The 22,172-nt window shown below is 51.4% G+C and carries 19 protein-coding genes; 15 read left to right on the top strand and 4 right to left on the bottom strand.

Features of this window, described 5'->3' with window-relative positions; all coding sequences use genetic code 11:
- Positions 1–37: 37 nt before the first annotated feature.
- Positions 38–880, top strand: a complete 843-nt coding sequence (locus EXW96_RS16880) for an aldo/keto reductase (protein WP_174351002.1) — start codon at positions 38–40, stop codon at positions 878–880.
- Positions 881–1,206: 326 nt separating this feature from the next.
- On the top strand, positions 1,207–1,854 hold the full coding sequence (locus EXW96_RS16875; RefSeq protein ID WP_082660918.1) for a nitroreductase family protein: 648 nt from the start codon (positions 1,207–1,209) through the stop codon (positions 1,852–1,854).
- A 206-nt stretch (positions 1,855–2,060) separates the two neighbouring features.
- On the opposite strand, the gene EXW96_RS16870 is transcribed toward EXW96_RS16875, so the two are convergent.
- The 3 genes from EXW96_RS16870 to EXW96_RS16860 all read right to left on the bottom strand — a co-directional run bounded on the left by EXW96_RS16870 (position 2,061) and on the right by EXW96_RS16860 (position 5,936).
- Positions 2,061–3,113: an LLM class flavin-dependent oxidoreductase gene (locus tag EXW96_RS16870; RefSeq protein ID WP_062411117.1), complete on the bottom strand. Its 1,053-nt coding sequence runs from the start codon at positions 3,111–3,113 to the stop codon at positions 2,061–2,063.
- A gap of 94 nt (positions 3,114–3,207) precedes the next feature.
- Complete coding sequence (locus EXW96_RS16865) at positions 3,208–4,458, bottom strand: L-dopachrome tautomerase-related protein (protein ID WP_375256461.1); 1,251 nt, start codon at positions 4,456–4,458, stop codon at positions 3,208–3,210.
- Positions 4,459–5,045: 587 nt separating this feature from the next.
- Entirely contained in the window at positions 5,046–5,936 is an 891-nt protein-coding gene (locus tag EXW96_RS16860) for a LysR substrate-binding domain-containing protein (RefSeq protein ID WP_174351001.1), read from the bottom strand.
- 155 nt (positions 5,937–6,091) lie between these two features.
- On the opposite strand from EXW96_RS16860, the gene EXW96_RS27640 reads away from it, so the two are divergent.
- The 13 genes from EXW96_RS27640 to EXW96_RS16800 all read left to right on the top strand — a co-directional run bounded on the left by EXW96_RS27640 (position 6,092) and on the right by EXW96_RS16800 (position 20,748).
- Positions 6,092–6,517 carry a sulfite exporter TauE/SafE family protein gene (locus tag EXW96_RS27640; RefSeq protein WP_254611431.1) on the top strand — a complete coding sequence of 142 codons (426 nt, stop codon included), beginning with the start codon at positions 6,092–6,094 and terminating at the stop codon, positions 6,515–6,517.
- The gene (locus EXW96_RS27635; RefSeq protein ID WP_254611430.1) at positions 6,514–6,837 is read left to right on the top strand and encodes a TSUP family transporter; all 324 of its coding nucleotides are present in this window, start codon (positions 6,514–6,516) and stop codon (positions 6,835–6,837) included. The genes EXW96_RS27640 and EXW96_RS27635 overlap by 4 nt, the downstream gene beginning before the upstream one ends.
- Positions 6,838–6,967: 130 nt before the next feature.
- Positions 6,968–7,642, top strand: coding sequence for a LexA family transcriptional regulator (locus EXW96_RS16850; protein ID WP_174351000.1), 675 nt, complete (start codon positions 6,968–6,970; stop codon positions 7,640–7,642).
- 80 nt (positions 7,643–7,722) lie between these two features.
- Positions 7,723–7,935, top strand: a complete 213-nt coding sequence (locus tag EXW96_RS16845; protein ID WP_174350999.1) for a hypothetical protein — start codon at positions 7,723–7,725, stop codon at positions 7,933–7,935.
- 119 nt (positions 7,936–8,054) lie between these two features.
- Entirely contained in the window at positions 8,055–8,210 is a 156-nt protein-coding gene (locus EXW96_RS16840) for a DUF1540 domain-containing protein (RefSeq protein WP_074729463.1), read from the top strand.
- A gap of 256 nt (positions 8,211–8,466) precedes the next feature.
- Positions 8,467–10,275 carry a sensor histidine kinase gene (locus EXW96_RS16835; protein ID WP_174350998.1) on the top strand — a complete coding sequence of 603 codons (1,809 nt, stop codon included), beginning with the start codon at positions 8,467–8,469 and terminating at the stop codon, positions 10,273–10,275.
- Complete coding sequence (locus EXW96_RS16830; RefSeq protein WP_062410435.1) at positions 10,268–11,866, top strand: response regulator transcription factor; 1,599 nt, start codon at positions 10,268–10,270, stop codon at positions 11,864–11,866. The genes EXW96_RS16835 and EXW96_RS16830 overlap by 8 nt, the downstream gene beginning before the upstream one ends.
- Before the next feature lie 115 nt (positions 11,867–11,981).
- Complete coding sequence (locus EXW96_RS16825) at positions 11,982–13,310, top strand: ABC transporter substrate-binding protein (protein WP_062410436.1); 1,329 nt, start codon at positions 11,982–11,984, stop codon at positions 13,308–13,310.
- A gap of 165 nt (positions 13,311–13,475) precedes the next feature.
- Positions 13,476–14,378, top strand: coding sequence for a carbohydrate ABC transporter permease (locus tag EXW96_RS16820; RefSeq protein ID WP_054818617.1), 903 nt, complete (start codon positions 13,476–13,478; stop codon positions 14,376–14,378).
- A gap of 35 nt (positions 14,379–14,413) precedes the next feature.
- A complete protein-coding gene (locus tag EXW96_RS16815; protein WP_249929669.1) occupies positions 14,414–15,256 on the top strand; it encodes a carbohydrate ABC transporter permease in 843 nt (280 codons plus the stop codon).
- 26 nt (positions 15,257–15,282) lie between these two features.
- Positions 15,283–16,623 (top strand): FAD-dependent oxidoreductase, encoded by a 1,341-nt coding sequence (locus EXW96_RS16810; protein ID WP_062410438.1) that lies wholly within the window; start codon positions 15,283–15,285, stop codon positions 16,621–16,623.
- A gap of 31 nt (positions 16,624–16,654) precedes the next feature.
- Positions 16,655–19,624 (top strand): beta-phosphoglucomutase, encoded by a 2,970-nt coding sequence (gene pgmB / locus EXW96_RS16805; protein WP_174350997.1) that lies wholly within the window; start codon positions 16,655–16,657, stop codon positions 19,622–19,624.
- 305 nt (positions 19,625–19,929) lie between these two features.
- Entirely contained in the window at positions 19,930–20,748 is an 819-nt protein-coding gene (locus tag EXW96_RS16800) for a class I SAM-dependent methyltransferase (protein ID WP_137671037.1), read from the top strand.
- Between the two features lie 164 nt (positions 20,749–20,912).
- On the opposite strand, the gene EXW96_RS16795 is transcribed toward EXW96_RS16800, so the two are convergent.
- Entirely contained in the window at positions 20,913–22,127 is a 1,215-nt protein-coding gene (locus EXW96_RS16795; RefSeq protein WP_174350996.1) for an MFS transporter, read from the bottom strand.
- Positions 22,128–22,172: the final 45 nt, after the last annotated feature.

Genomic DNA, 22,172 nt, shown 5'->3' with positions numbered 1-22,172 from the left:
GAAGATTCTAAACATACTATACGAGGAGTGATTTATTGTGAGCAGATCCATTCCGGAGATTACATTGAATGACGGAGTAAAAATACCCGTTATCGGTTTGGGTACATATTCACTAAAGGGCACCGCTGGTGTCAACGCGATCGTAGGCGCCATAGATATGGGTTATCGGCTCCTGGATTCCGCTTATAATTATGAAAACGAAGGAACCGTAGGGGAAGCCATCAGGCGCAGTTCCGTTCCGAGGGAGCAATTCATCATCACTTCCAAATTGCCGGGTCGCTATCACTCGTATGACAAAGCGGTTACGGCCATTCAAGAATCGTTGTATCGCGCAAATCTTGATTATTATGATTTATATCTGATTCATTGGCCGAATCCCAAACAAGATCATTATGTGGAAGCCTGGCAAGCGTTAATTGACGCTAAAAAATGGGGGCTTGTCCGTTCGATCGGCCTCAGCAATTTTTTACCGGAGCATATTGAACGTTTAATCAAAGAAACCGGCATTAAGCCAAGCGTCAACCAAATCGAGCTGCACCCGTTTTTCAATCAAGCCGATCAACGAAAATGGCACGAAGAAAACAGCATTGTAACCGAATCGTGGAGCCCGTTAGCGAGAGCAAATGACATTTTAAAGCATGAAACCGTTCAAAAAATAGCTCATCATCATAACAAATCTGTGTCGCAAGTCATCTTACGTTGGCATTACCAGCTCGGGGCCATCTCCATTCCCAGATCTTCATCCCCTGCGCGGCAGCTTGAAAATATCTCCATATTCGACTTTTCTCTGGATGATAAAGAAATGAGCATAATAGCAGAATTAACCCGCCCCGATGGCCGGATTGCGAATCAAGACCCGGCTATTTATGAAGAATTTTAAAGGAAAAGGGCGTGACCGGACCAGCCGTGCAAAGGCCGGGGCTTCCGGTGCACGTCCCATAAAAATAAGCCGGGGATGAACCGGCTTATTTATTTTTATACTTAATTCATTGAGCCCGGTTAAACACGGAAAGATCGGCAGGATGGGTGATAGACATATGGATCTTGGTTTATTAATTATTAATTTCAAGTTACTTGACAAAAGTAAGTTATAAAAATATAATCTGAACATAACGCAAGAAATGAATTAGGACCTGCTGGGCGTCGGCTTGCCGGGCTATCAAGTTCGGCTGCCGTTTTTTCTGATCATGATCAAGGAGATGTTTAATGATGGACTCAATAATGAAATCAAGTTCAGTCGAAGAAATCGTGAAAATGAGAAGGTCCGCCAATAACTTCGACAGTAATGTGAAGATACCCAGAAGAGAAATTGAAGAGATGTTTGAATTAGCTAAATTCGCACCATCCGCATTCAACTTGCAGCACGCCCATTATGTGGTAGTGGATGAGCCTGAGCTCAAATTAAAAGTGAAGGAAGCAGCATACGGTCAGCATAAAGTGGGGACCGCTTCAGCCGCTATCATTGTACTAGGGGATTTAGAAGCTTACACTGATGCCGAACGGATCTATGAAGGCATGCTTCATTTGGGGATGATGGATGAGCTTACATACCGACAAACCATTGATTCCATTTATGCAGCCTATCAAAACTTAGAATTTCGTAAAGAAGAAGCCATTCGTAACGCCTCGTTATCCGCAATGCAATTTATGCTTATTGCGAAATCAAAGGGGTGGGACACTTGTCCGATGATTGGCTTTAACTCCGAGCAAGTAAGGGCAGTATTAAACATTCCGGATCGATATCACATCGCTATGATGATAACCATAGGTAAAGAAAAGACGAATCACCCTAGACCTAGAGGCTACCGTAAACCGGTCGGCGAATTTGTGCATTTTAGTGCTTTCTCTTCATAAGCTGGACGCGGATCAGGGTAAGCACGGTAACCGATGTAAGGTGGAAGGGTGAGGAGGGGTCGACTCGTCATGGAAAAAAAGCAACCGATGCTGCAGACCGCAAGCCGCCTTTTGAAATGTGGAGCGGATCTGACAAAAAGATAGAGTATGCCCCCCTTTATTACCCATTACGGCAAGGTCGCGTGAAATGGATTCCCGCCAATCGTTTATTCCTTTGCTTCGATTCGGGCAAGCTCCTTACGTACGATTGGCGCGACCCTGGTGCCGAGCAATTCGATGGCGCGCATGACTTCGCGGTGCGGCAACGTACCGACATTCACATGCAGAAAGAAACGGGTAACCCCCAAGTTTTTGCGCAGCAGAATAATCTTTTCCGCCACGTATTCGGGATCCCCCACGTAGAGGGCGCCTCGTAGACTGCGCGCGGCATCAAAGGTTGCCCGGGTGTACGGCTGCCCCCAACCCCGCTCACGCCCGATAACGTTCATTTGGGCTTGTGTGGGAGGGAAGAATACATCGGCAGCCTGCTCGGTGGTTTCTCCGACAAATCCGTGCGAATGAGTCGCAATCGGCAGCTTGTCAGGATCGTGCCCTGCTTTCGCTGCGGCCTTTTTATAGAGGTCGACTAACGGCGCGAAACTCTCAGGCATTCCGCCGATGATGGCGAATACGATCGGAAGACCCAGCATTCCCGCCCGAACCGCAGACTGCGGAGTCCCGCCGCTTGCGATCCACACAGGCAGCGGGTTCTGAACGGACCGGGGGTAGACGCCAAGGTTATGAATAGCGGGACGATGACCGCCGCGCCAGGATACCTTCTCCGAGGAGCGGATCGCAAGCAGCAGCTCCAGCTTTTCTTCGAACAATTCGTCATAATCGTCCAGGCTGTATCCAAAGAGCGGAAAAGATTCAATGAACGACCCCCGGCCAGCCATTATTTCCGCCCGGCCGTTGGAAATGCCGTCAAGGGTGGAGAAAGCTTGATACACGCGAACCGGGTCGTCTGAGGACAGCACGGTAACAGCGCTCGTAAGCTTGATCCGCTTGGTCATGGCGGCCGCTGCCGCCAATACAACGGCGGGTGCGGAGCCGGCGTAATCGGGCCGATGATGCTCTCCGATTCCATAGACATCCAGGCCGACCTGATCGGCCAGTACGATCTCCTCAACCGCATTGCGCAGCCGCTCGGCATGGCTGATGACCTCTCCCGTCACCGGGTCGGGTGTTGTCTCCAAAAAAGTACTGATTCCTATTTCCATATGGATCGCCGAATCGGCCATGTGGATTCGCCTCCTTTATATTACCTATAGTTTACTCATTTATTTATAGCTTCTCAAATGCCAGCTTCACCCGTTATCCATCGGCATACAAATACGACTTTACGCCATGGCCGATAAATGCTTTCCAAATGATAAGGTTATAGGGGTAAGTCCAATCTATCTCATAGCCCCCAAACATCTCATGAAGCCGGTTGCTGTTGAAAATAATAGAGCCCTTTTGGTCAAAAGCGACCCCGTCCACCCATAGCATTCGGTCATCGGACACAAAATCATGGAATCTATGACTGGAAGGTGTATAGATGCCGATTCCCTTTCCTTCCAGCATGGTGTAGAACACATTTCCTTTATTATCCGCGTGCATCCCGTCGGTGGTCGTGCGCTTGCTGCCAATGGCCCGTACGGCCCTGCGGATTTCTTCCAACGGCGTGGTAAAGTTTCTTAACAGCGAGGTGTCGATTGCATATAGATTGCGCCCCGTGACCGGGCAGTAATACAACGTGGTACGGTCCGCGGATAAGGCGATGCCGTCGGCTCCGATTCGAAGAGGAGTATCCTTGAAGACCGGCTTATAGTCAATTTGAAAATGAAAACCGGGAAAATCCTGAGTGCTGTAATGCCGGTCGAGCACCCGTCTGAGCGTTCTCGTCCTCATGTTGTACACAATGATTCCGCCGACAACCGGGTGTTCCGGCCAACCGTTGCCGGAATCGGTTATATAGACAAAACCGTTCTTATTGTCCACGACCACATCATTTAAAAAAGAAGTCCGGTACGGTGCAATCTCGTTTGGGATGGTGATGGAGTCGATCATCCGGTTGGTATTCAAATCCCAGACGACCAGCTTCTGCGACTCTTCCGGAGAGGGAGCGTAGGCGATCTTCCCTTGATCCAGCAGCCACATCCGGTTATATTCATCGATTTCATAACCCAGAACCGATTGGAGGGCATGGACATTGCCCGCTTGATTCCATTCCCAACTCGGGAAAGCCTCCAGGAGCGGTTTTCCTTCCTTGATGATGATTCGATTCATGGTGGCAGGAATGCCCTCGGCCCAGCGAGGCACGGAAACGTAATAATGGCCTTGCCGGTCGACCTTTACTCCGGCGGGCATCGCCTTTTTCCAATATTGATTGGCTTCGAAGTCCTGCTTCATCTTGACGTCAGGAAAGTTCCAGTCCAATCGATTCCAATGGAAGATCATCTGATATTGGCCTATGGGATAGACTGCCTTGGAAGCGGGATTCTGCCGCTGATAAGAAAACGTTTGCCGGTAAGGGGACTGTTGACGGGGGTTCCGCCCGTTAGGGTACTGCATCATATATATAGCCTCCCATTGTTGGTTAATCATGATCATCACCTGATCTTATAGATATATGCCTATAGCAGAAGATGGTGCGGGTCCCGGCCGGAAGGCCAAGAATGCACACGCCATCTTTCATTGATGTCTTTGTATGGCTTGTTGGCCGCCAAATGGAGATATACCTCGCAATTTGGGGATCCCGGATCCACAACGGAAGAAGAAATGGATGAGGATATAGCGGGATAAAAGTGAAGTTGGACTGTTAGACCAGATCAAAATCGATACGTTCAACAGCTGAAACGGGAGAATGGGATGCTAAAAAAGTGCTTGGAGATCTGGATGGGGGAGGTAAAGTTCAGCCATAAGGAAGGCGGCAAATGAATACAAGGTCCACTATCTATGTAAGGTATTCGGCGTTTCGAGAAGAGGATGATTCATTCTCTATACCAGAGGTATGACGGTAAATATGGTTATCGGCAAACAAAGGAGAATTGAGGCGTAGCCCAATAAGCTATCGGAACTCTTCTTTTTTATAATAAAAACATATATTCCCAATTCAAAAGGAATGGACATGAAAACCAAGCTAATAAATTTTGTCATATGATATAAACTTACATTGTTTCATCCTTCACTAACTCCAAAAAATGTTTTAGCGTTAATGGCATATGTTTATCTGCCTTACGACGGCAAAGGTATACGGGGCGTTTAACTTCAATTCCTTGTACCTTTGTCCGCCCGATCTCTTTCCTGTCCAGATGATCCTGCACTGCAAGAGAAGGTGCCAGCATAACCCCGTATCCGGCAATAACAGCACGGATGGATTCATTAAACCCGTGTAATTGTAACCCGATATAGGGCGGTTCCACGCCATGTATTTTAAAAAGAGAAAAAAGAATTTCTCTTGTAGAACTGCCCGTTTCCCTCATAATAAAAGGTTCTTGAACTAAATCGGATAACATCACCTCTTTTCCATCATATTTATGGCCTTTCGGGACAATAAACCAATAATGGATGTCCATGATATGGGAAAGTGCGATATCCGGCTCCGTCCATTTTTCTTTCACCACAAAAGCGACATCCGTTTTGTAATGAAGGAGCTTATCGATCGCCTGTTCGGAATTCCCGCTGTATACATTTATATGCACAAGTGGAAATTGATTCTTGAATTTAGCCAGCCATGCCGGCAATAAAAAATTGGCAGGCAAATAAGTTGAGGATAGGCGAAGTTCTTCTTGCTCCCCCTTTTTGTATTGTTCCAATTTTTTTTCAATATCTGCTTCCATATCAAAAAGCCTCTCGGCCTGTTTAAAAAGGAATTCCCCTGCTTCTGTCAATTCAATTCCTCTACCTTTTGGAACCATTAAAGTTAACCCTGTTTCTTTCTCTAAATTGCGTATTTGCATGGTTACGGCCGGCTGGCTGATTAATAAAGCTTTGGCCGCCTCCGTTACACTCTTTTTAGAAGCTACCGAACAGTATATACGTAAAGCATGGAGGTTCATTTGGTATAACCCTTTCATAATTCTAATTTATGAATCGGCAAAAAATATATATTAGATTTATTAATTACTATTATATAACATATTTTGAAGGAGGGATTAAAAGGGGTTAAAAATAATGGCATTAGCGGGAATTTCTTGAATTGGGGTTATATAGAATGATTGATGTGAACACCATCAGTTTGGTTGTAATCGGCTTAGGAGCCTCGTTTCTTGGCACACTCGCAGGGGGGGCCGGCTTCATTACTGTGCCAGCCATGATGCTAACCGGTATTCCTATTCAAACCAGTATTGCAACCAATAAATTTTCATCCGGCATTGCAGCGGCATCAAGCGTATTCTACCTTCTGCACCATAAACAAATGAAAGCCATGTCCATAATCTGTATCTTTTTACTGGCCTTTTCAGGCGGCATTGGCGGGGCTTTATTGACAGCTCATCTACAGGAAAAGACCATGAACGTACTTGCGTTCTTTTTACTATGTGCTGCTTTGGCCGTTAATTTAAAAAACAAAAAATGGGATTCTAACCCGGAATCCCAGCAATACTCGATAAATAAAAGAAATATTATTTTCCTATATTGATTGCCGCTTATGATGGCGGTTTTGGTCCGGGTTCTTCTACTTTCAGTATTCTTTATTTTATGAAAAATAATAGCAGCTATATAAAAGCAGCCCAGTTGACAAGAGTTTTAATCTTCGGAAGCTGTGCCGGAGGATTTATCGTATTTTATCAAACCGGATTTATTCAATGGCCATACGCCATCGCCATGGCGCTTGGATCGACTGTCGGCTCTCAAATGGGTATTATGATTTTACCTAAAATCCGTACCAAAACAGCAAAATATTTGATCAATCTAATGATTTGTTTGCTTATTGCACAGACGTTCATCAAGATCATTTAATTTGGCATAGCTGCGATTCGATATTTTAACGGTTCTTGACTATCCACTGATTCGATGCTACGATGGAATCACAAAAAACCAAAAAACAAATTTGTTAGCTCTATGGAGATAGGGAGGTGCAGGAGCTGTCGTGCCGCTTACGAAACGTCGCCTTCAATTTTTGCATAAATTAATGGATTTGTATCAGAAAACAAATTTGCCCATTCATTATGAGGCATTGGCAGCATCGCTTGGGGTCAGCAAATGGACGGCCTATGATATGCTGAAGGAAATTGAAAAGCTGGGTTTTATTTCCCGCAGTTACGAGGTCAATACGAAAGAAACCGGACGCTCTCATGTTGTGTTTGTCCCAACGGCCAAAGCTTCGGATCTGTTCAGGCAATCCCGGAATGAAACGTTTAATGTCGAGGATTGGAAAAAGACAGTTGATAATATTGCTGCATTGCTAAAGGATTTAAGGAATAGCAGTCTCAATGAGTCCATCAGAAAGATGTTGGATGAAATTCCGAAAGTAAGCACTAGAATTAACTTCTGCGCTTATATCATCGGCTTGTTTCTAATGTATTTGAAAAAGCTTGGCGGCAAAACCGAGTCCCTGATTTATCATATTGTTCAAAAAGCGCCAAGTAAAGAAACGGGGATGACAATGTTTGTCGGTACCGTTTTGGGTACGGCTATTCAAACGATCAACGATGAACTGGGCTTAGAGATTACGGAGCTTGTTTCGAAGTTTCTTCAATCCATTGAGGAACTCTCCGGAGAGGAAAAAGAAATGCTGTCCGCTTTTCTGAGTGAGGCTTTTTAGTCGGAGGCCGCATTCCTTTGCTTAGTTTTTGGGTCTTTTGTGTATTTGGTTTTGGATTATGATAATGGGAGGAATGGCATATGTCCCATTACCGAGAGTTTTACACCAGTCCTGTTATACGATTCATTGCCGTAATGAGTTTGCTTGGTGCCTTATTAACTTGCCTGCATTTCGATGGTTATGTGACCATCCTCGCGCTGTTCTTTGGCGCCCTGGTCTATGCCTTTGCGGAGTACGTCGTGCACCGATATTTGCTGCATGAGTTTCCCAAGCTCGTGACAGACAAATTGTGACCGAGAAAAGTCGCAGCGGGAAAGCCTTGATTTCCGGTTTTTCCGCTGCGGACTGACCCATGCTTCATGGCTATAAAAACGTAAATTTGGTCATACTTATTTCAGGAGGTGAGATAAATATGGCTAAAGACGTGCTATGCGAAGTCAATTCCTGTAAGTATTGGGCCAATGGCAATAAGTGCAATGCCTCTGCTATTTACGTGGTAAGCCACAGAGGAAAACAAGCGTCCAATTCGGAAGAAACGGATTGCAAAACATTTGAACCGAAGATTTAATGATTGAAGGGGGCAGAGGCAACTGCCTCCTTTTTAAAAGGATAACCAAAAATGATAATCATTATCACTATCCTCCGAAGATGACGTCCGCGCCAGAAGTTTCCCTTTCCCCGAGCATTGTTTTTCATCCATTTCCAGAAAGAATTTTCCCCGAAACGCCAAGATATGTTCATTTTCATCCCATGAGAGATATGCTATATTACAAAGTTGATCCCGATTCATGTTAACGCTTATCGCGAAGAGGAGGATACCCTGCATGCTTCGGCGGATAAAGTCGCCCCTGACCTCAATTCGGGGAAAAATCATACTTTCCTTTATCCTGCTCATCTTGATTCCCATCACCATTATCATATATAACGTATACGTTTCCAGCCAAGAGGTCGTGCGCCGCGAAGTCAATCAGAGCCGTCAGGAAGCGGTGCGCCATACGGCAAGCAGCATCGACGGGACAGCCGAGCGGATGCTCAACGCCTCTCATTTGATCGTCAATGATCCCGAGGTGGCGGCTTATTTGCAGACGAGCCACCGTCAGGGCTGGATGACCGATTATCCGTCTTTCCAGCAATTTACGTCGGTTCACAAAAAGCTGATGAATATTCGCGACATTCTGCTGGACAGTAATGCCGTGGTCGCTTTGCTGGACTTTGGCGGACATGTTTTGTCTACGGCGGCCGGCTTCGAGGAGCCGGCGCTGTACGAACAACTCCGAAAGGAAGCCTGGGTTCAGGAGACTCTTCGATTGGAAGGCTGGCCTTATTGGCAGCTTGCGTATCAAGGAACGCTGCTTCCTCCGCCGCAGGCTGGGGCAGAGAACTCGCTGTTCGTCATGTCCCGGCTGATTAAAGACAGCTCGAACGGCAAAGCGGCGGGTCTGTTGTTGATTGGGCTGCCATCCCCGATGGAGACGAGCGCCCTTCCGGCGAAAACGACCGGGACAGACCGGGTGACGCTGCTGATCAAGAAGGATGGGCAGCTGCTCGATCAGCGGGGGCCTGTGCTGCCGCAGGAGGTCGTGAATCTGGCCCTTCGGGCGAATGCGCTTTCCCCGCAGGAAGAGTATCGGAGCGTTCAAGCCGATGGACAGCGCTTTGCGCTGAATGGGGCGTTCATGCCTCATTTGGGGTGGACCGTGGTGCAGTTGGCCCCTGAGGAGGAGCTGCAATCGAGCCTGGGTCAGATCAAAAATCAATCGCTGCTTGGGCTGCTTATCTGGTTCTTGATTTTCACGTGTGCATTTACACTTGTGATGTTGCAATTTGCCAAGCGGATCGGAAGGCTGCTGCATTCGATGGACCGGGTTGGACAAGGGGACTTCTCCTCCCGGGTGTCTGTTCGCGGGTCGGACGAGGTATCTCAGCTCGGCCTGCGCTTCAATGAGATGGTCGGACGGCTCGAAGAGCTGATCCTGAGGCTTTCCGAAGAGCAGCGGCGCAAGGAAGAAGCGAGATTTCAAGCGCTTCAGGCGCAGATCAACCCTCATTTCCTGTTCAATACGCTGAATTCCATCAAGTGGTCAGCGATGCTTTCCGGGGCGCAGCACGTCAGCCAGATGATCACAAAGCTCGGCAAACTGCTTGAAATCTCGATGAGAGCAGGCCGTGAGCGAACGACGCTGCAAGAAGAGCTGAGCCATTTGGAGATGTATATGGATTTGCAAAAGCTGCGCTTCCACGATAATATCCGCGTTCACGTCGAGGTGCCGGAGCGGCTCATGTCTTGCGAAATTCTGCAATTTACCCTGCAGCCGATTGTGGAGAACAGTATCATTCACGGTAATCGCAGCCCGCTGGAGGTTTCCATTACCGCGCATGAGGAAGGGGACAAGCTGGTGCTGACAATTTCCGATAACGGACAAGGGATGGAGCCTGACCAGCTTGAACGCGTATTCACCGACGGAGCGCCGTCCCATGCCAAATCGACCGGCATCGGCATCCGGAATGTGAACGAGCGGATTGCGATGCATTTCGGACCCGGATATGGGCTCCGCTTAAGCAGTGTACCCGGTGAAGGAACAACCGTAACGGTGACTCTTCCGCTTGCAAAGGAGGCGACGCAGCATGATTAACGTATTGATTGCAGACGACGAAATTTTGGTCCGGATCGGATTGAAAACCATCATTCCCTGGGAAGAGAACGGGTTTCGGCTCGTCGGGGAAGCCTCGGACGGGAATGAAGCATTGGCCGTAATGGAGCGGACCCCTTGCGATATCGTGCTGACGGACATTCGGATGCCCGGTTGTGACGGGCTGGAGCTGATCGAACGGATCAAGGAAAAGTATCCCGCGGCCAAGTGCTTAATTCTTTCCAGCCATAACGATTTTGAATACGTCCAGAAGGCACTGCGGCTGGGCGCTGTCGATTATATCCTGAAGCTGGCCATGGAGCCCGAGGAGCTCTTGGCCAAGCTGATCCGGCTGAAGGAAGAGATTGAGGCGCAGCGGGTGTCGGCCTCGGCGGCGACGCGGCTGGAGATGCAGGCACACTTGTACGGCAAGGAAGTGAAGGAAAAACGGATGAGGGATCTGCTGACCAAACAGTGCACGCCGGGAGAAATCCGGGCGACCTTCGAGGAATTCCACATTCCGCCGTTCACCCCCCCTTACCGTATTGTTAACCTTCAGCTGGACGCGTATGAAGAGGTGCTGGAGGAAAATAATTTCCAGTCCGAGAAGCTGCTGTCTTATACCGTGGCCAACATTTTGACCGAAATTTTGCGCAAATACGATGAAGGCGAGCTGGTGGAAATCGAGGGAGGTCGGTTTGCGGTCATCACCGATTATATGGAAGCCGACATGCTGCTGGAAATGCAGGAGGCGGTTCGTACGTTTCTGAAGCTTTCGGTAAGTGTGGGCTACTCCGATTCGCTGATGTCGACCGATGAGCTGCACACCGGCTACCTCCAAGCCAAAACAGCCCTGGAGCACCGGTTTTACCGGGGGATGGGCGGTATCATTGCCTTCGATTCGCTGCACTATGCGAGTCCCTTGGAGACACACGTTCCATGGACGCAGGCGCAATGGATTCAGCTGATTGAAAAGCAGGACGAAGCCGGCGTACTTGCGCTGCTGGACCGCTGGACGGACAGCCTGCGCGAAGGGCCTTTCCGGAGTCCGGATATGCTGCGCGAGGAATGGGTGGAGCTCGTCCATATTTTCGGTCACGGATTGCGTCCGTTAAAAGGCGATTTGTACGCCGTGCCTCCGTACCGGAACCGGTACCCGCTGCACGCCGTTCGCCAGATTGAAACGCTGGAGGAGCTGTACACGTGGTTTTGCGGATGGATAGGCGGTTATTTTCAATATTACAAGACACTGGCTACGCAGCAGTGGAGACCGGAGATTGCGGCCGTCGTCCGGCGAATTCGCGAGCATTACAACGAACCGCTGAAGGTATCGGAGCTGGCTAAGGAAATCGGGTTTACGGAAAACTATTTAAGCGTGCTGTTTAAACGGGAAACCGGGGAAACCATCATGGACTTCATAACCCGGATCCGGATGGATAAAGCGAGGGAGCTGCTGAAGAACCAGCACTACAAAGTATATGAAATTGCGGAGAAGGTCGGGTATACCGATACGAACTATTTCAGCAAGCTGTTTAAAAAAGTGGAAGGCATTCATCCGCTGGAATACCGCAAGACGGTGCTGGGCCGCAAATAAGCAGCAACCAAGAATGAGACGGTTTTTAGCAGGAATCACCCCTTCTGCCGCAGGTCCATCTTTGTTAAGCTGAGGTCGAAAGCTAAAGCATACACCATGGAGGGGTAATCAAGCTATGAAAAAATGGGTTATGGGTACGGCTGCCGTTGTCATGTCCGCGTCCTTAATTGTTAGCGGTTGCGCAAGCCAACCCGATACGCAAGCAAACAGCGGCGCAGACAGCGAGAAGAAAGCAGTGAAACTGCGCATGTGGGGCGCCGTTCCGGAAGAGAACGGTCCGAAAGCCGTTATTGACAAGTGGAACCAAAGCCATCCGGATATTCAAATGGAATATGTTCGTTACGTCAATGACGATTCCGGCAATACGAAGCTGGATACGGCGTTGATGACGCAATCCGACGCACCGGACATTTTCATCAGCTACGGGGAGGCCAACCTGAACCGCCGTCTGAATGCGGGCATGACAGCTCCGCTTGACGAGCTGATCCAAAAAGAAGGCTTCAATGTCGAAGAGATCATCGGCATGGAGAACATCCAGAAATTTAAGGATCAAATCCACTATTTGCCGGCTAACAAAATTATCGACATGATCGTCATCAATAAGAAGGCTCTGGATGAAGCCGGTGTCAAGGTCCCTGTCGAGTGGACCTGGGACGAGTACGTAGCGCTGGCTCAAAAGCTGACTAAGGACGGAATGAAGGGCAGCTTCATCACGCCGGGCTCCGACCTGTTTATCAGCAAATTTGCGCTTGCGACGGTACAGCCGAAGGATGCTTTCTATACGGCGGACGGTATGTCCAACTTCAACCATCCGGCAGTGAAAAAAGGCTTGGAGCTGCAGAAACTGTTGTATGACCAGGGAGCCATGGTATCTTGGGCGGAAGGCGTAGCGAACAAGCTCGATCCGGCAAATGAGCTTCTGACGGGCAAAGCCGCAATGGTTTACGGCGGCACGTACATGCTCCGCACGATCAAGGACACGGCCAAATATCCGCGCGACTTCGCGGTAGCCTTCGCGCCTACTCCGCAGTTTGAGAAGGGAACGAATGTCAACAACGGCGGTGTGAACGATTTTATGTCCATCAACAAGAACAGCGCCAACAAGGAGGCAGCGTTCAAGTTCATGGCCTGGTACCTGCAGGAAGGCAATATGGATATGGTTGCCGGCGGACGCATTCCGACCAACAAGAAAGCGGATTTTAACAAAATCACTGAGCTGATTATCGGACAGGATGAGAAAATTATTGATAAAGAATCGTTGACGGCACTGATCAAGGGCGACCTGACCTTTGCTACGCGGTTCAACTCGGTTGCATTCCCGCAGCTGAACACGATTCTCCGCGAAGAATCCGAAAAGTACTTCATGAATGTGCAGGACATTAACAAAACGATGGAAGCCCTGAAAACCCGCGCCGACAAGGCCATTCAATCGGAGAAAAAATAAGGCTGCGCCCCGTGGGCGCGCCGATGAACGCCTCTATCTTAGGATAGGGGCGTTTTTTGTCATGATGCGAACCAAGAATCACCCTTAAAGTGCAAAGCTTTCGCCATTCTGTCCGGCGGCGGGGTCACTTACAATGAGAGCATCAAGAAAAGAGGGTGACTTCATGTGAAAAGTAGATTTAACCAACAAAAACTCAAGGAGAATTTGGCGGGCTATCTGTTCATCCTGCCCAATTTTCTAGGGGTCTTTTTATTTGTCGTGTTTCCGCTTTTGTTCAGTCTGGTCATGGTCTTTATCGATTGGGATTACATGATGGGCTTCTCGGGGATCGAATGGGTCGGCTTGGCTCACTTCAAAAAGCTGATGACCGACGAGTATTTCCTGCAGTCACTGAAAAATAACTTCATCTTTACTGCGGTGACGGTACCTTCGGCGATGGCCATCGGTCTTGTGATTGCGGTCATTCTGAACAAATTCGTCTATTTGAAAAATTTCCTCCGCGTTTTGTTCTTCCTTCCTTATGTCAGCAGTATCGTAGCGATCTCGATCGTCTGGAGCGTGATGTACAACCCGACGAACGGGCCGATTAACGGAACGCTTCGTTCGCTAGGCATCGAGAACTTGCCCGGCTGGCTCGCCAGTCCCGATTGGGCGCTGCCGGCGATCATCATCATGGTCGTATGGACGTACACGGGCTATACGATGGTGCTCTACATGGCCGGCCTTCAAGGAGTGCCCAAGGATTTGTACGAAGCGGCTTCGATCGACGGGGCTACGGGCATGAAAAGCTTCTTCAAAATCACGGTTCCGATGCTGAAGCCCACGAGCTTCCTGATCGCCGTGACGCTGATTATCTCTACCTTCCAGGTATTCGCCGCCGTGGCCGTGATGACCAAGGGGGGGCCGCTGAATTCGACGATGGTGCTCGCCTATTATATTTACATCCAGGCCTTCCAGTATTACGAAATGGGCTACGCCGCCGCCATGTCCTGGGTCTTGTTCCTGATTATCTTCGTGATCACCATATTGCAATGGCGGGAACAGAAAAAATGGCAAGATCAGTTCTAACCACTTCCATTAACCGGTAAAGGAGCGCACATCCCATGAATACGACATTAAAAATGAGAGAGGTCGGCCTGAAGCTGGTCATGACGGTGGTCTTCACGGCGCTGGCCGTGATCATGATCACGCCTTTTCTGTGGATGATCTCATCTTCCTTCAAGCTGCCGGCCGATATGTTTAAGTACCCGATCGATTGGATTCCGGAACGATTCGTGCTCGACAACTATAAGGAGGTTTGGTTCGGCAAATACCCGTTCCTGCTCTACTATTGGAACTCCATCAAAATTACCGCGCTCACGGTAGGGGGATGCCTTATTACAAGCGCGCTCGCCGGGTTTGCCTTCGCCAAGCTGAGATTTAAAGGACGTGATTTGTTGTTCGTCCTTTACCTGGCTACGATGATTATTCCCAGCCAGATTTTGCTGGTGCCGCGGTTTATCCTGTTCGATAAGCTGGGCATGCTCAATACGCACATGTCGCTGATTCTGCCGGGCATGTTCACGGTACTGGGCACATTCATCATGCGCCAATTTTTCAGCACGCTGCCCAATGAATTGCTGGAGGCTGCGAAGGTGGACGGCGCCGGCTACTGGCGTATGTTCTGGCAAATTTCGCTGCCGCTGACCAAACCCGCTCTGGTGACCCTGCTGATCCTTACGTTCACTTGGCACTGGAACGAGTACGAGAATCCGCTTATTTTTCTTAGGGACAACCACCTGTACACGATCCCGCTCGCGCTCACGAACTACGTGGACGAGAACAGTACGAACTATACCTTAATTATGGCCGCCTCCGTTTCCGCGCTGCTGCCGCTGATCGCCATTGTGTCGATTTTTCAGAAATGGTTTATCGAAGGGATCGCCAGCACGGGAATTAAAGGATAAGGCATACGAAAAGGAGCTGTTTTTCAATGCAAACGATCGAAACGGATATTGTCGTCGTCGGCGGAGGGCCGGCAGGAATCAACGCGGCCATTGCAGCCGGACGCAGCGGAGCGCGGACGATGATCATCGAGAGATACGGATTTTTGGGAGGGATGTCGACGATCGCGCTCGTGTATCCCTGGATGACCTATCATACAATGGACGGAAAGCAGGTCATCGCCGGGATCGCTCAGGAAATCATCGACCGGTTGATGGCACTGAACGCCTCTCCGGGGCACGTTCGGGATACGTGCGGGTTCGTCAGCACGATTACCCCGTATGATCCGGAAATCTATAAGGTGCTTGTACTGGATATGCTTCGCGAGGCCGGCGTGAAGGTGCTGCTTCACAGCTTTGTGGACGACGTGACGGTGAAGAATGATCGGATCGAATCGGTTCGGCTGACCACAAAGTCCGGCAAGATCGATGTGAAAGCGAAAATGTTCATCGACACGAGCGGGGACGCGGATGTCGCTTATCTGGCTGGCGCGCCGATTCTGAAAGGCCGGGATGAGGATCAGCTCACCCAGCCGATGACGATGAAGTTCCGTATGCGCGGCGTCGATTTGGCCAAGGTAAAGCAATACATGATTGAGCATCCGGAGGAGTTTTACAAGAAAACGCCGATCGATGAGCTGGATCAGCTGCCGCTGACGGCAGTTCAAGGCTTCTACAAGCACTGGAAGGAAGCGGCGCTGCCGATCAACCGGGATCAGGTTCTCTTCTTTACCGGCCCGGGCGAAGACGAGGTGCTGGTCAATACGACGCGTGTGCAGGGGCTGGACGGAACCCGCGTGGAGGATTTGACGGAAGCGGAGGAGCTCGGCCGCAAGCAAGTGCTGATGGTAGCCGATTTTATGGTAAAGCATCTTCCGGGGTTTGAGAAAGCATCGATCTCGCAGGTCGGCGCGCAGATCGGGATTCGCGAGACGCGGCGTCTGGACGGCGTGTACAGCCTGCAAATCTCGGATGTGACGGAAGGCCGCCGGTTCGAGGACTGCATTGCCCGCAGCGGCTATCCAATCGATATCCACGATCCGAAGAACAAAGGCGTCACCGCGGCCTGGATCGCCGGCGACGGCGCTTATGATATTCCTTACCGCTGCCTGCTGGCCAAAGGGGTTTCGAATTTGCTTGCGGGAGGCCGCTGCATCTCCACTTCGCATGAAGCGCTGGCGACGACGCGTCTTTCCCCAAGCTGCATGGCCACGGGGCAGGCGGCCGGAACCGCAGCCGGTATGGCGGTGAAGCGGGGCGTCAGTCCGCATGAATTGAATGTGAAGGATCTGCAGCAGCAGCTTCGCCAGGACGGAGTCCTGTTAGACTAAAGAAGAACATAGAGGAGACAGCGAGAAACCGATGCGAACAGGTCATATCATTTATCCTTACGAGCCGTGGACGATCACGGAAAGCTCTTTCGATACGGAGACGAATCAACGGGACGAGACGGTGTTTGCCGTCGGCAACGGATATATCGGCATGAGAGGCAACTTCGAGGAGGGCTACGACGGTCCGAAGGGGACCTCGCTTCACGGCACCTACTTGAACGGATTTTATGATTCCTCTCCGATCGCTTACAGCAAGGGGCGCCAGTACGGCTTTGCGAAATACCATCAGACCATGCTGAACGTGACGGACGGCAAAATCATCGAGCTTTATGTGGACGGACAAAAATTCAGCCTGTTTACAGGCAAGCATGAGCAGTATGAACGTAAACTGGATATGCGCAAGGGCACGATGACCCGTACGGTCGTATGGGAAACCGCCGCCGGCAAACGCGTCCGGATTCGGACGGAACGGTTCGCTTCCTTCACGAATAAGCATCTCGCGGTGATCCGCTATGAAGTGACGCCGCTTAATTTTTCCGGGGAGCTTCTGCTCGTTTCGGCGATCAACGGGGAGGTGACGAACCAGATCGCCTCCGGGGACCCGCGTGCCGGCTCGGCCTTCGGCGGACAAGTGCTGCAGACGAAGGAATCGTATGAGAACCATACGTTCGCGGCTCTGCTGCAGCAAACGCAGATGACGAAGTTCTCGCTTGTTTGCGGTGTTGAGCATCAATTGAGCCATCCGTACCGGCTGGATACCCGGCTGGAAGGGCAGCGGCTGGAGAAGCGGTTCCGCGTGGCGGCGGAGGCCAACGAGACGGTCGTGCTGGAAAAGTATATCACGTACTATTCCTCCAAGGATTACCCGGAAGCGGAGCTGCTGGAGAAGGCGACCCGGGAACTGGAGGATGCCAAGAAGGCCAAATTCGACGCGATCGCCCAAGCGCACCGCGAGGTTTTGGATGCGTTCTGGAAAACGGCCGATATCCTCGTAGAAGGCGACGAGGCGCTGCAGCAGGCGCTTCGCTTCAACGCTTTCCACCTGCTGCAGTCGGTAGGCCGCGACGGCAGGACGAATATCGGCGCGAAGGGGATCACCGGCGAAGGCTATGACGGCCATTACTTCTGGGATACCGAGACGTATATCCTGCCGTTCTTCCTGTACACGAAGCCGGACATCGCCAAGCAGCTGCTGCGCTACCGGCATCATATATTGCCGAAGGCCAAAGATCGCGCCGCGGAAATGTCCCAGGCCGGAGCGCTTTACGCTTGGCGCACCATCGACGGCGAGGAGACATCGGCCTACTATGCGGCAAGCACCGCCCAGTATCATATTAATGCGGACATCGCCTATGCGCTCAAGAAGTATGTGGAAGCGACCGGCGACTTGGAATTTTTATATCACGAAGGGGCCGAAATGCTGTTCGAAACGTCGCGCTTCTTTGCGGATGCGGGCGATTGGATCGAAGGACGCGGCTTCTGCATCAACGGCGTAACCGGCCCGGATGAATACACGACCGTCATTGACAATAACACGTACACCAATGTTATGGTGAAGGACCAACTGGAATATGCCGTGAAGGTAGCGGCGGAACTGCGTGCGCAGCAGCCGGAACGCTGGACCCAACTACAGCAGGCGATGGGGCTCACGGAAGAAGAAGTGGAAGGCTGGGCCAAGGCCGCCGAGCATATGTACGTGCACCGGGACAAGGGGCTGATCGGGCAGGACGATACCTTCCTGACCAAAGCGAAATGGGATTTCGCAGGTACGCCGAAAGAAAACTATCCATTAATGCTGCATTATCATGCGCTCGTGATCAACCGGCACCAGGTGCTGAAGCAGGCCGACCTGGTGATGGCCTTGTTCCTCCAGGGGAACCGGTTCACGACTTGGGAGAAGCAGCGGAATTACAAGTACTACGAGCCGTTAACGACACACGATTCGTCGCTGTCCGCTTGCATTCACGGCATTGTGGGTGCTGAGCTCGGGTATGTGGACGAAGCGTACGATTACTTCATGCAGACGGCGCGGGTCGATCTGGACGATTACCACTTGAACGCGAAGGACGGTATTCATACCGCTTCGATGGCCGGAAGCTGGTTAATGATCGTCAACGGTTTTGCCGGCATGAGACAATATGACGGAGAGCTGTATTTTGAACCGGTCATTCCGCCGAATTGGCCAAGCTACACGTTTCGCATGGTGTACCGCGGAAGCGTGCTGGCCATTAGCGTCCGGAAAGACCAAACGACCTACGAGCTGGTCGATGGCGTCCCTCTGACGATCCGCCACTTGGGGAAAGCGGTGCGTGTGGATCGGAAGGTTTCCTTGCCTAACCGGCAATTGGAAGCCGTTATTTTCGATCTAGACGGTGTGCTGACCGATACGGCGGAGTTCCACTACCAAGCCTGGAAAGAGCTCGCCGACGAGCTTGGCATTCCGTTCGACCGGACGTATAACGAGAAGCTGAAGGGCGTCGACCGGAAAGCGTCGCTCGAGCTGATCCTGCAGCAAGCGAACCGCACGTTCTCCGAGACGGAGAAGGAACAGTTCATGGCCCGCAAAAACAGCCGGTACCAGGAGCTCATCCGCACGATCCGGCCGGAGCACCTGCTGCCGGGCATCCCTCGGCTGCTTGCGGAATTGAAGAGCAACGGGATCAAGATGGCGGTCGCTTCGGCAAGCCGGAACGCGCAGACCATCCTGCAAGCTCTGGCCATCACGGATTATTTCGACCACATCGTCGATGCCGGGGCATTGGAACGCGGCAAGCCTGATCCCGAAGTATTCCTGAAAGCCGCCGAGGCGCTCGGGGTGCGGCCGAAGAACTGCATCGGCATCGAGGACGCCTTCTCGGGCCTTGAAGCTGTGAATGCGGCGAATATGGTATCCGTCGGCGTCGGCCATCCCGAGACGCTGGCCATTGCGGATACGGTGGTCGCCTCCACCGAGCAGCTCACCTGGAGCCGGTTGAAAGAAATTTACGAAACAAGCGCTTAAGCCGCGCTCCCCAGCAGGGCTTAGGGCAATCCCATACAAAAACGGACATTTTGAGCCTCCACACTGGAGGCTCTTTTTTATAGGGCCAGTCCGTTAGCTTATTTAACGAACTAAGTAGTAAAGGACAATAACAATCCGGCACTCGATAAACGTACAAGAGCAGCTCATTGGATATACCGTTGATGAAATCATATAATGATAGAAAACATAGTCCCGCCAAACCCCGCGTTTCCCCCCGAGAAACGCATCGTCAGAGCTGCGGCGTTTGCCGTTCGGACATATGGAAAAAGGAGTGAATGGACGCTATGATTGAACACATACGCATGAATAATGTGCAGCGTTTTACCGGATACGGCACGCTCTACGATGAGAATCGGCCCACGGCCCCCCAAGAGGTCGTCAAGCTGGTGACCACGTACTTGCGCCGCAAGCCGCAAACGGTAGTGGACGTGGGCTGCGGCACAGGCCTTTCTACTTTTTTATGGTTGAATGAGGCGGAGCGCGTCATCGGCATTGAACCGGGCGACGATATGCGAGCGGTAGCTTTGGCCAAATGGGAAGCGATTGGCAAACCGGACAAGCTGCAATTTGTCAAGGGATTTTCCCATCAATTGGCATTGCCTTCAGCATCCGCCGACATCGTCACCTGCTCGCAATCGTTTCATTGGATGGAACCGCAAAGCACACTCCGCGAGTTCGCCCGCGTGCTCCGTCCGGGCGGTGTGTTCGCCGCTTACGATTGCGACTGGCCCCCGGCGTTCGACTGGAAGATCGAAGAGCAGTACTTGAGGCTCGCTGCCCTGGGCGATGCACGTATGGCGGAGTTGGCGCCGGATGAGCAGCAAGCGCGCAAATGGAACAAAAATGAGCATCTGCAGCGCATTCGCGAGTCGGGCTTATTCCGATATTCCAGGGAAATCGTCTTTCATCATTGGGAAATGTGCGATGCCGCCCGCTACGCGAATATCGCCTTTAGCCTGGGCGGCCTGCAAACCGCTTTAAAGCTGGGCGCGGACGAGCTGCATGCGGAGGTTGCCGCATTCCGCGAGCTGGTGGCGCAGGCGTTTGCCGACGAAGAACGGCCGGTTTTATTCTGTTACCGGATGCGACTGGGCATTGTGTAGCGCACGCAGCCGGACACTCGCTGAGCGGGGGTGACGGGCATCGCACTGAATCCCGCCAATTCATCTATATCCGATCCTATTTCCTTCATCTGACAAAGACCGCGGGCAGCTTGACTCCGCTTGTCTCCGCGGTCTCTTTTCTCTGTTTAAACTTTTATCTCTCATCATGCCGGGGGGTGTTCCGCTGAGTTTGCTGCAGTCTCGAACCGCAGCCCCAGACTGACGAATGCCGCGATCAAGATGATACCCGCGGACAGGCAGTATACAGGGACGAGGGTATAAGTCTTCATCAGGAATCCTGCCATCGCCGAACCGGCCACTATGCCTGCCATGAGCAGCGGCGTAATCGCTCCGTTCACGCGTCCGATGTAGGCTTCCTCCACCATTTTTATCATGAGCGCACCGAGAACAGTTTGCATGAACGCCATCATGACGCCGACCAGGAAGCGCATCGCTGCGGTGAGCGGCACCCACACGGATAAGGCTTCGATCACGATCGACAGCGACAGAAACGCGATCCCGGTAAACGCAACGCCCCGCGGGTTCAGCTTCGTGCCGCCGACCGCCGCAGCCGCGCCGCCGATCAGCATTCCCGCACCGGATAGCGCATAGAACCACTGGATGTTCTCTTTATCCAGTCCCAGCCGTTCCGTTACGATGTAGATGTCCAGCGGCTGGATAATGCCCGAGCCGAGCCCGATGCAGGCAAACATCAGTGCAATGACGACCAGATTACGGCTGCCGCGGACATAGCGGATCCCCTCCTTGATGTCCTCCAGGATCGGTACGGTCCGGCGCTCCGGATTACGCGGGGAAGGCGGAAGCGCGAGCTGGAGCGCGGCGGCCGCGAGGAACAGACAGATCAGTATGACAAGCGAATTCGTGATGCCCAGCAGCGAATAGAGGAGCGTGCCGATGATCGGCCCGACGATGATGAACAGCGACATGAGACTTTGGGTAATGCCGATCGCCGCCCCCACCAGTTCCTCCGGCACATGCCGTTTGAACATGATGGCCGAAGAGGGTTGGGAGAATTGGCTGACGATGGCCGACACGATCGTTGCCGCGAATACGGCCTGCCAGGAGCCCGCGAGCACGAACAATAAAATGGCCGCTACCGATAGTGCACTTAGCAGATCGCCGGCGATTATGGTTCGCTTCGGATTCCACCGGTCGGCGAAGGCGCCCCCGATGAACGAGAACAGGAAGATCGGCGCATACTCGAATACCGTAAGCAGCGATACCGCCACGGGATCATTGTTCGTTTGTTCCATGACATAGAAGAGCAGTGCGATATTGCGCACCCAGATCGCAAGCTGCTGCATCAGATCGGCAAGCGCGACGATGCGGAACACGCGGTTCTGAAATAAAGTTGGCATTTTTATCTCTCCCTTGCCTGAACAGATTAAACTGACCGTCCGGTC

The organism is Paenibacillus sp. JMULE4 (assembly GCF_013337105.1).
GTDB lineage: Bacteria > Bacillota > Bacilli > Paenibacillales > NBRC-103111 > Paenibacillus_G > Paenibacillus_G naphthalenovorans.
The sequence above is the reverse complement of the archived record's forward strand: the minus strand, read 5'-3'. Positions and strand labels throughout refer to the sequence as shown.

What these genes read in the sequence shown, in the direction of transcription:
- EXW96_RS16875 (WP_082660918.1), top strand. Translation starts at nt 1,207, where the DNA reads ATGATGGACTCAATAATGAAATCAAGTTCAGTCGAAGAAATCGTGAAA.
- EXW96_RS16860 (WP_174351001.1), bottom strand. Translation starts at nt 5,936, where the DNA reads ATGAACCTCCATGCTTTACGTATATACTGTTCGGTAGCTTCTAAAAAG.
- EXW96_RS16810 (WP_062410438.1), top strand. Translation starts at nt 15,283, where the DNA reads ATGCAAACGATCGAAACGGATATTGTCGTCGTCGGCGGAGGGCCGGCA.
- EXW96_RS16795 (WP_174350996.1), bottom strand. Translation starts at nt 22,127, where the DNA reads ATGCCAACTTTATTTCAGAACCGCGTGTTCCGCATCGTCGCGCTTGCC.
- EXW96_RS16835 (WP_174350998.1), top strand. Translation starts at nt 8,467, where the DNA reads ATGCTTCGGCGGATAAAGTCGCCCCTGACCTCAATTCGGGGAAAAATC.
- EXW96_RS27640 (WP_254611431.1), top strand. Translation starts at nt 6,092, where the DNA reads ATGATTGATGTGAACACCATCAGTTTGGTTGTAATCGGCTTAGGAGCC.
- EXW96_RS16815 (WP_249929669.1), top strand. Translation starts at nt 14,414, where the DNA reads ATGAATACGACATTAAAAATGAGAGAGGTCGGCCTGAAGCTGGTCATG.
- EXW96_RS16825 (WP_062410436.1), top strand. Translation starts at nt 11,982, where the DNA reads ATGAAAAAATGGGTTATGGGTACGGCTGCCGTTGTCATGTCCGCGTCC.
- EXW96_RS16840 (WP_074729463.1), top strand. Translation starts at nt 8,055, where the DNA reads ATGGCTAAAGACGTGCTATGCGAAGTCAATTCCTGTAAGTATTGGGCC.
- EXW96_RS16870 (WP_062411117.1), bottom strand. Translation starts at nt 3,113, where the DNA reads ATGGAAATAGGAATCAGTACTTTTTTGGAGACAACACCCGACCCGGTG.
- EXW96_RS16800 (WP_137671037.1), top strand. Translation starts at nt 19,930, where the DNA reads ATGATTGAACACATACGCATGAATAATGTGCAGCGTTTTACCGGATAC.
- EXW96_RS16845 (WP_174350999.1), top strand. Translation starts at nt 7,723, where the DNA reads ATGTCCCATTACCGAGAGTTTTACACCAGTCCTGTTATACGATTCATT.
- EXW96_RS16830 (WP_062410435.1), top strand. Translation starts at nt 10,268, where the DNA reads ATGATTAACGTATTGATTGCAGACGACGAAATTTTGGTCCGGATCGGA.
- pgmB (WP_174350997.1), top strand. Translation starts at nt 16,655, where the DNA reads ATGCGAACAGGTCATATCATTTATCCTTACGAGCCGTGGACGATCACG.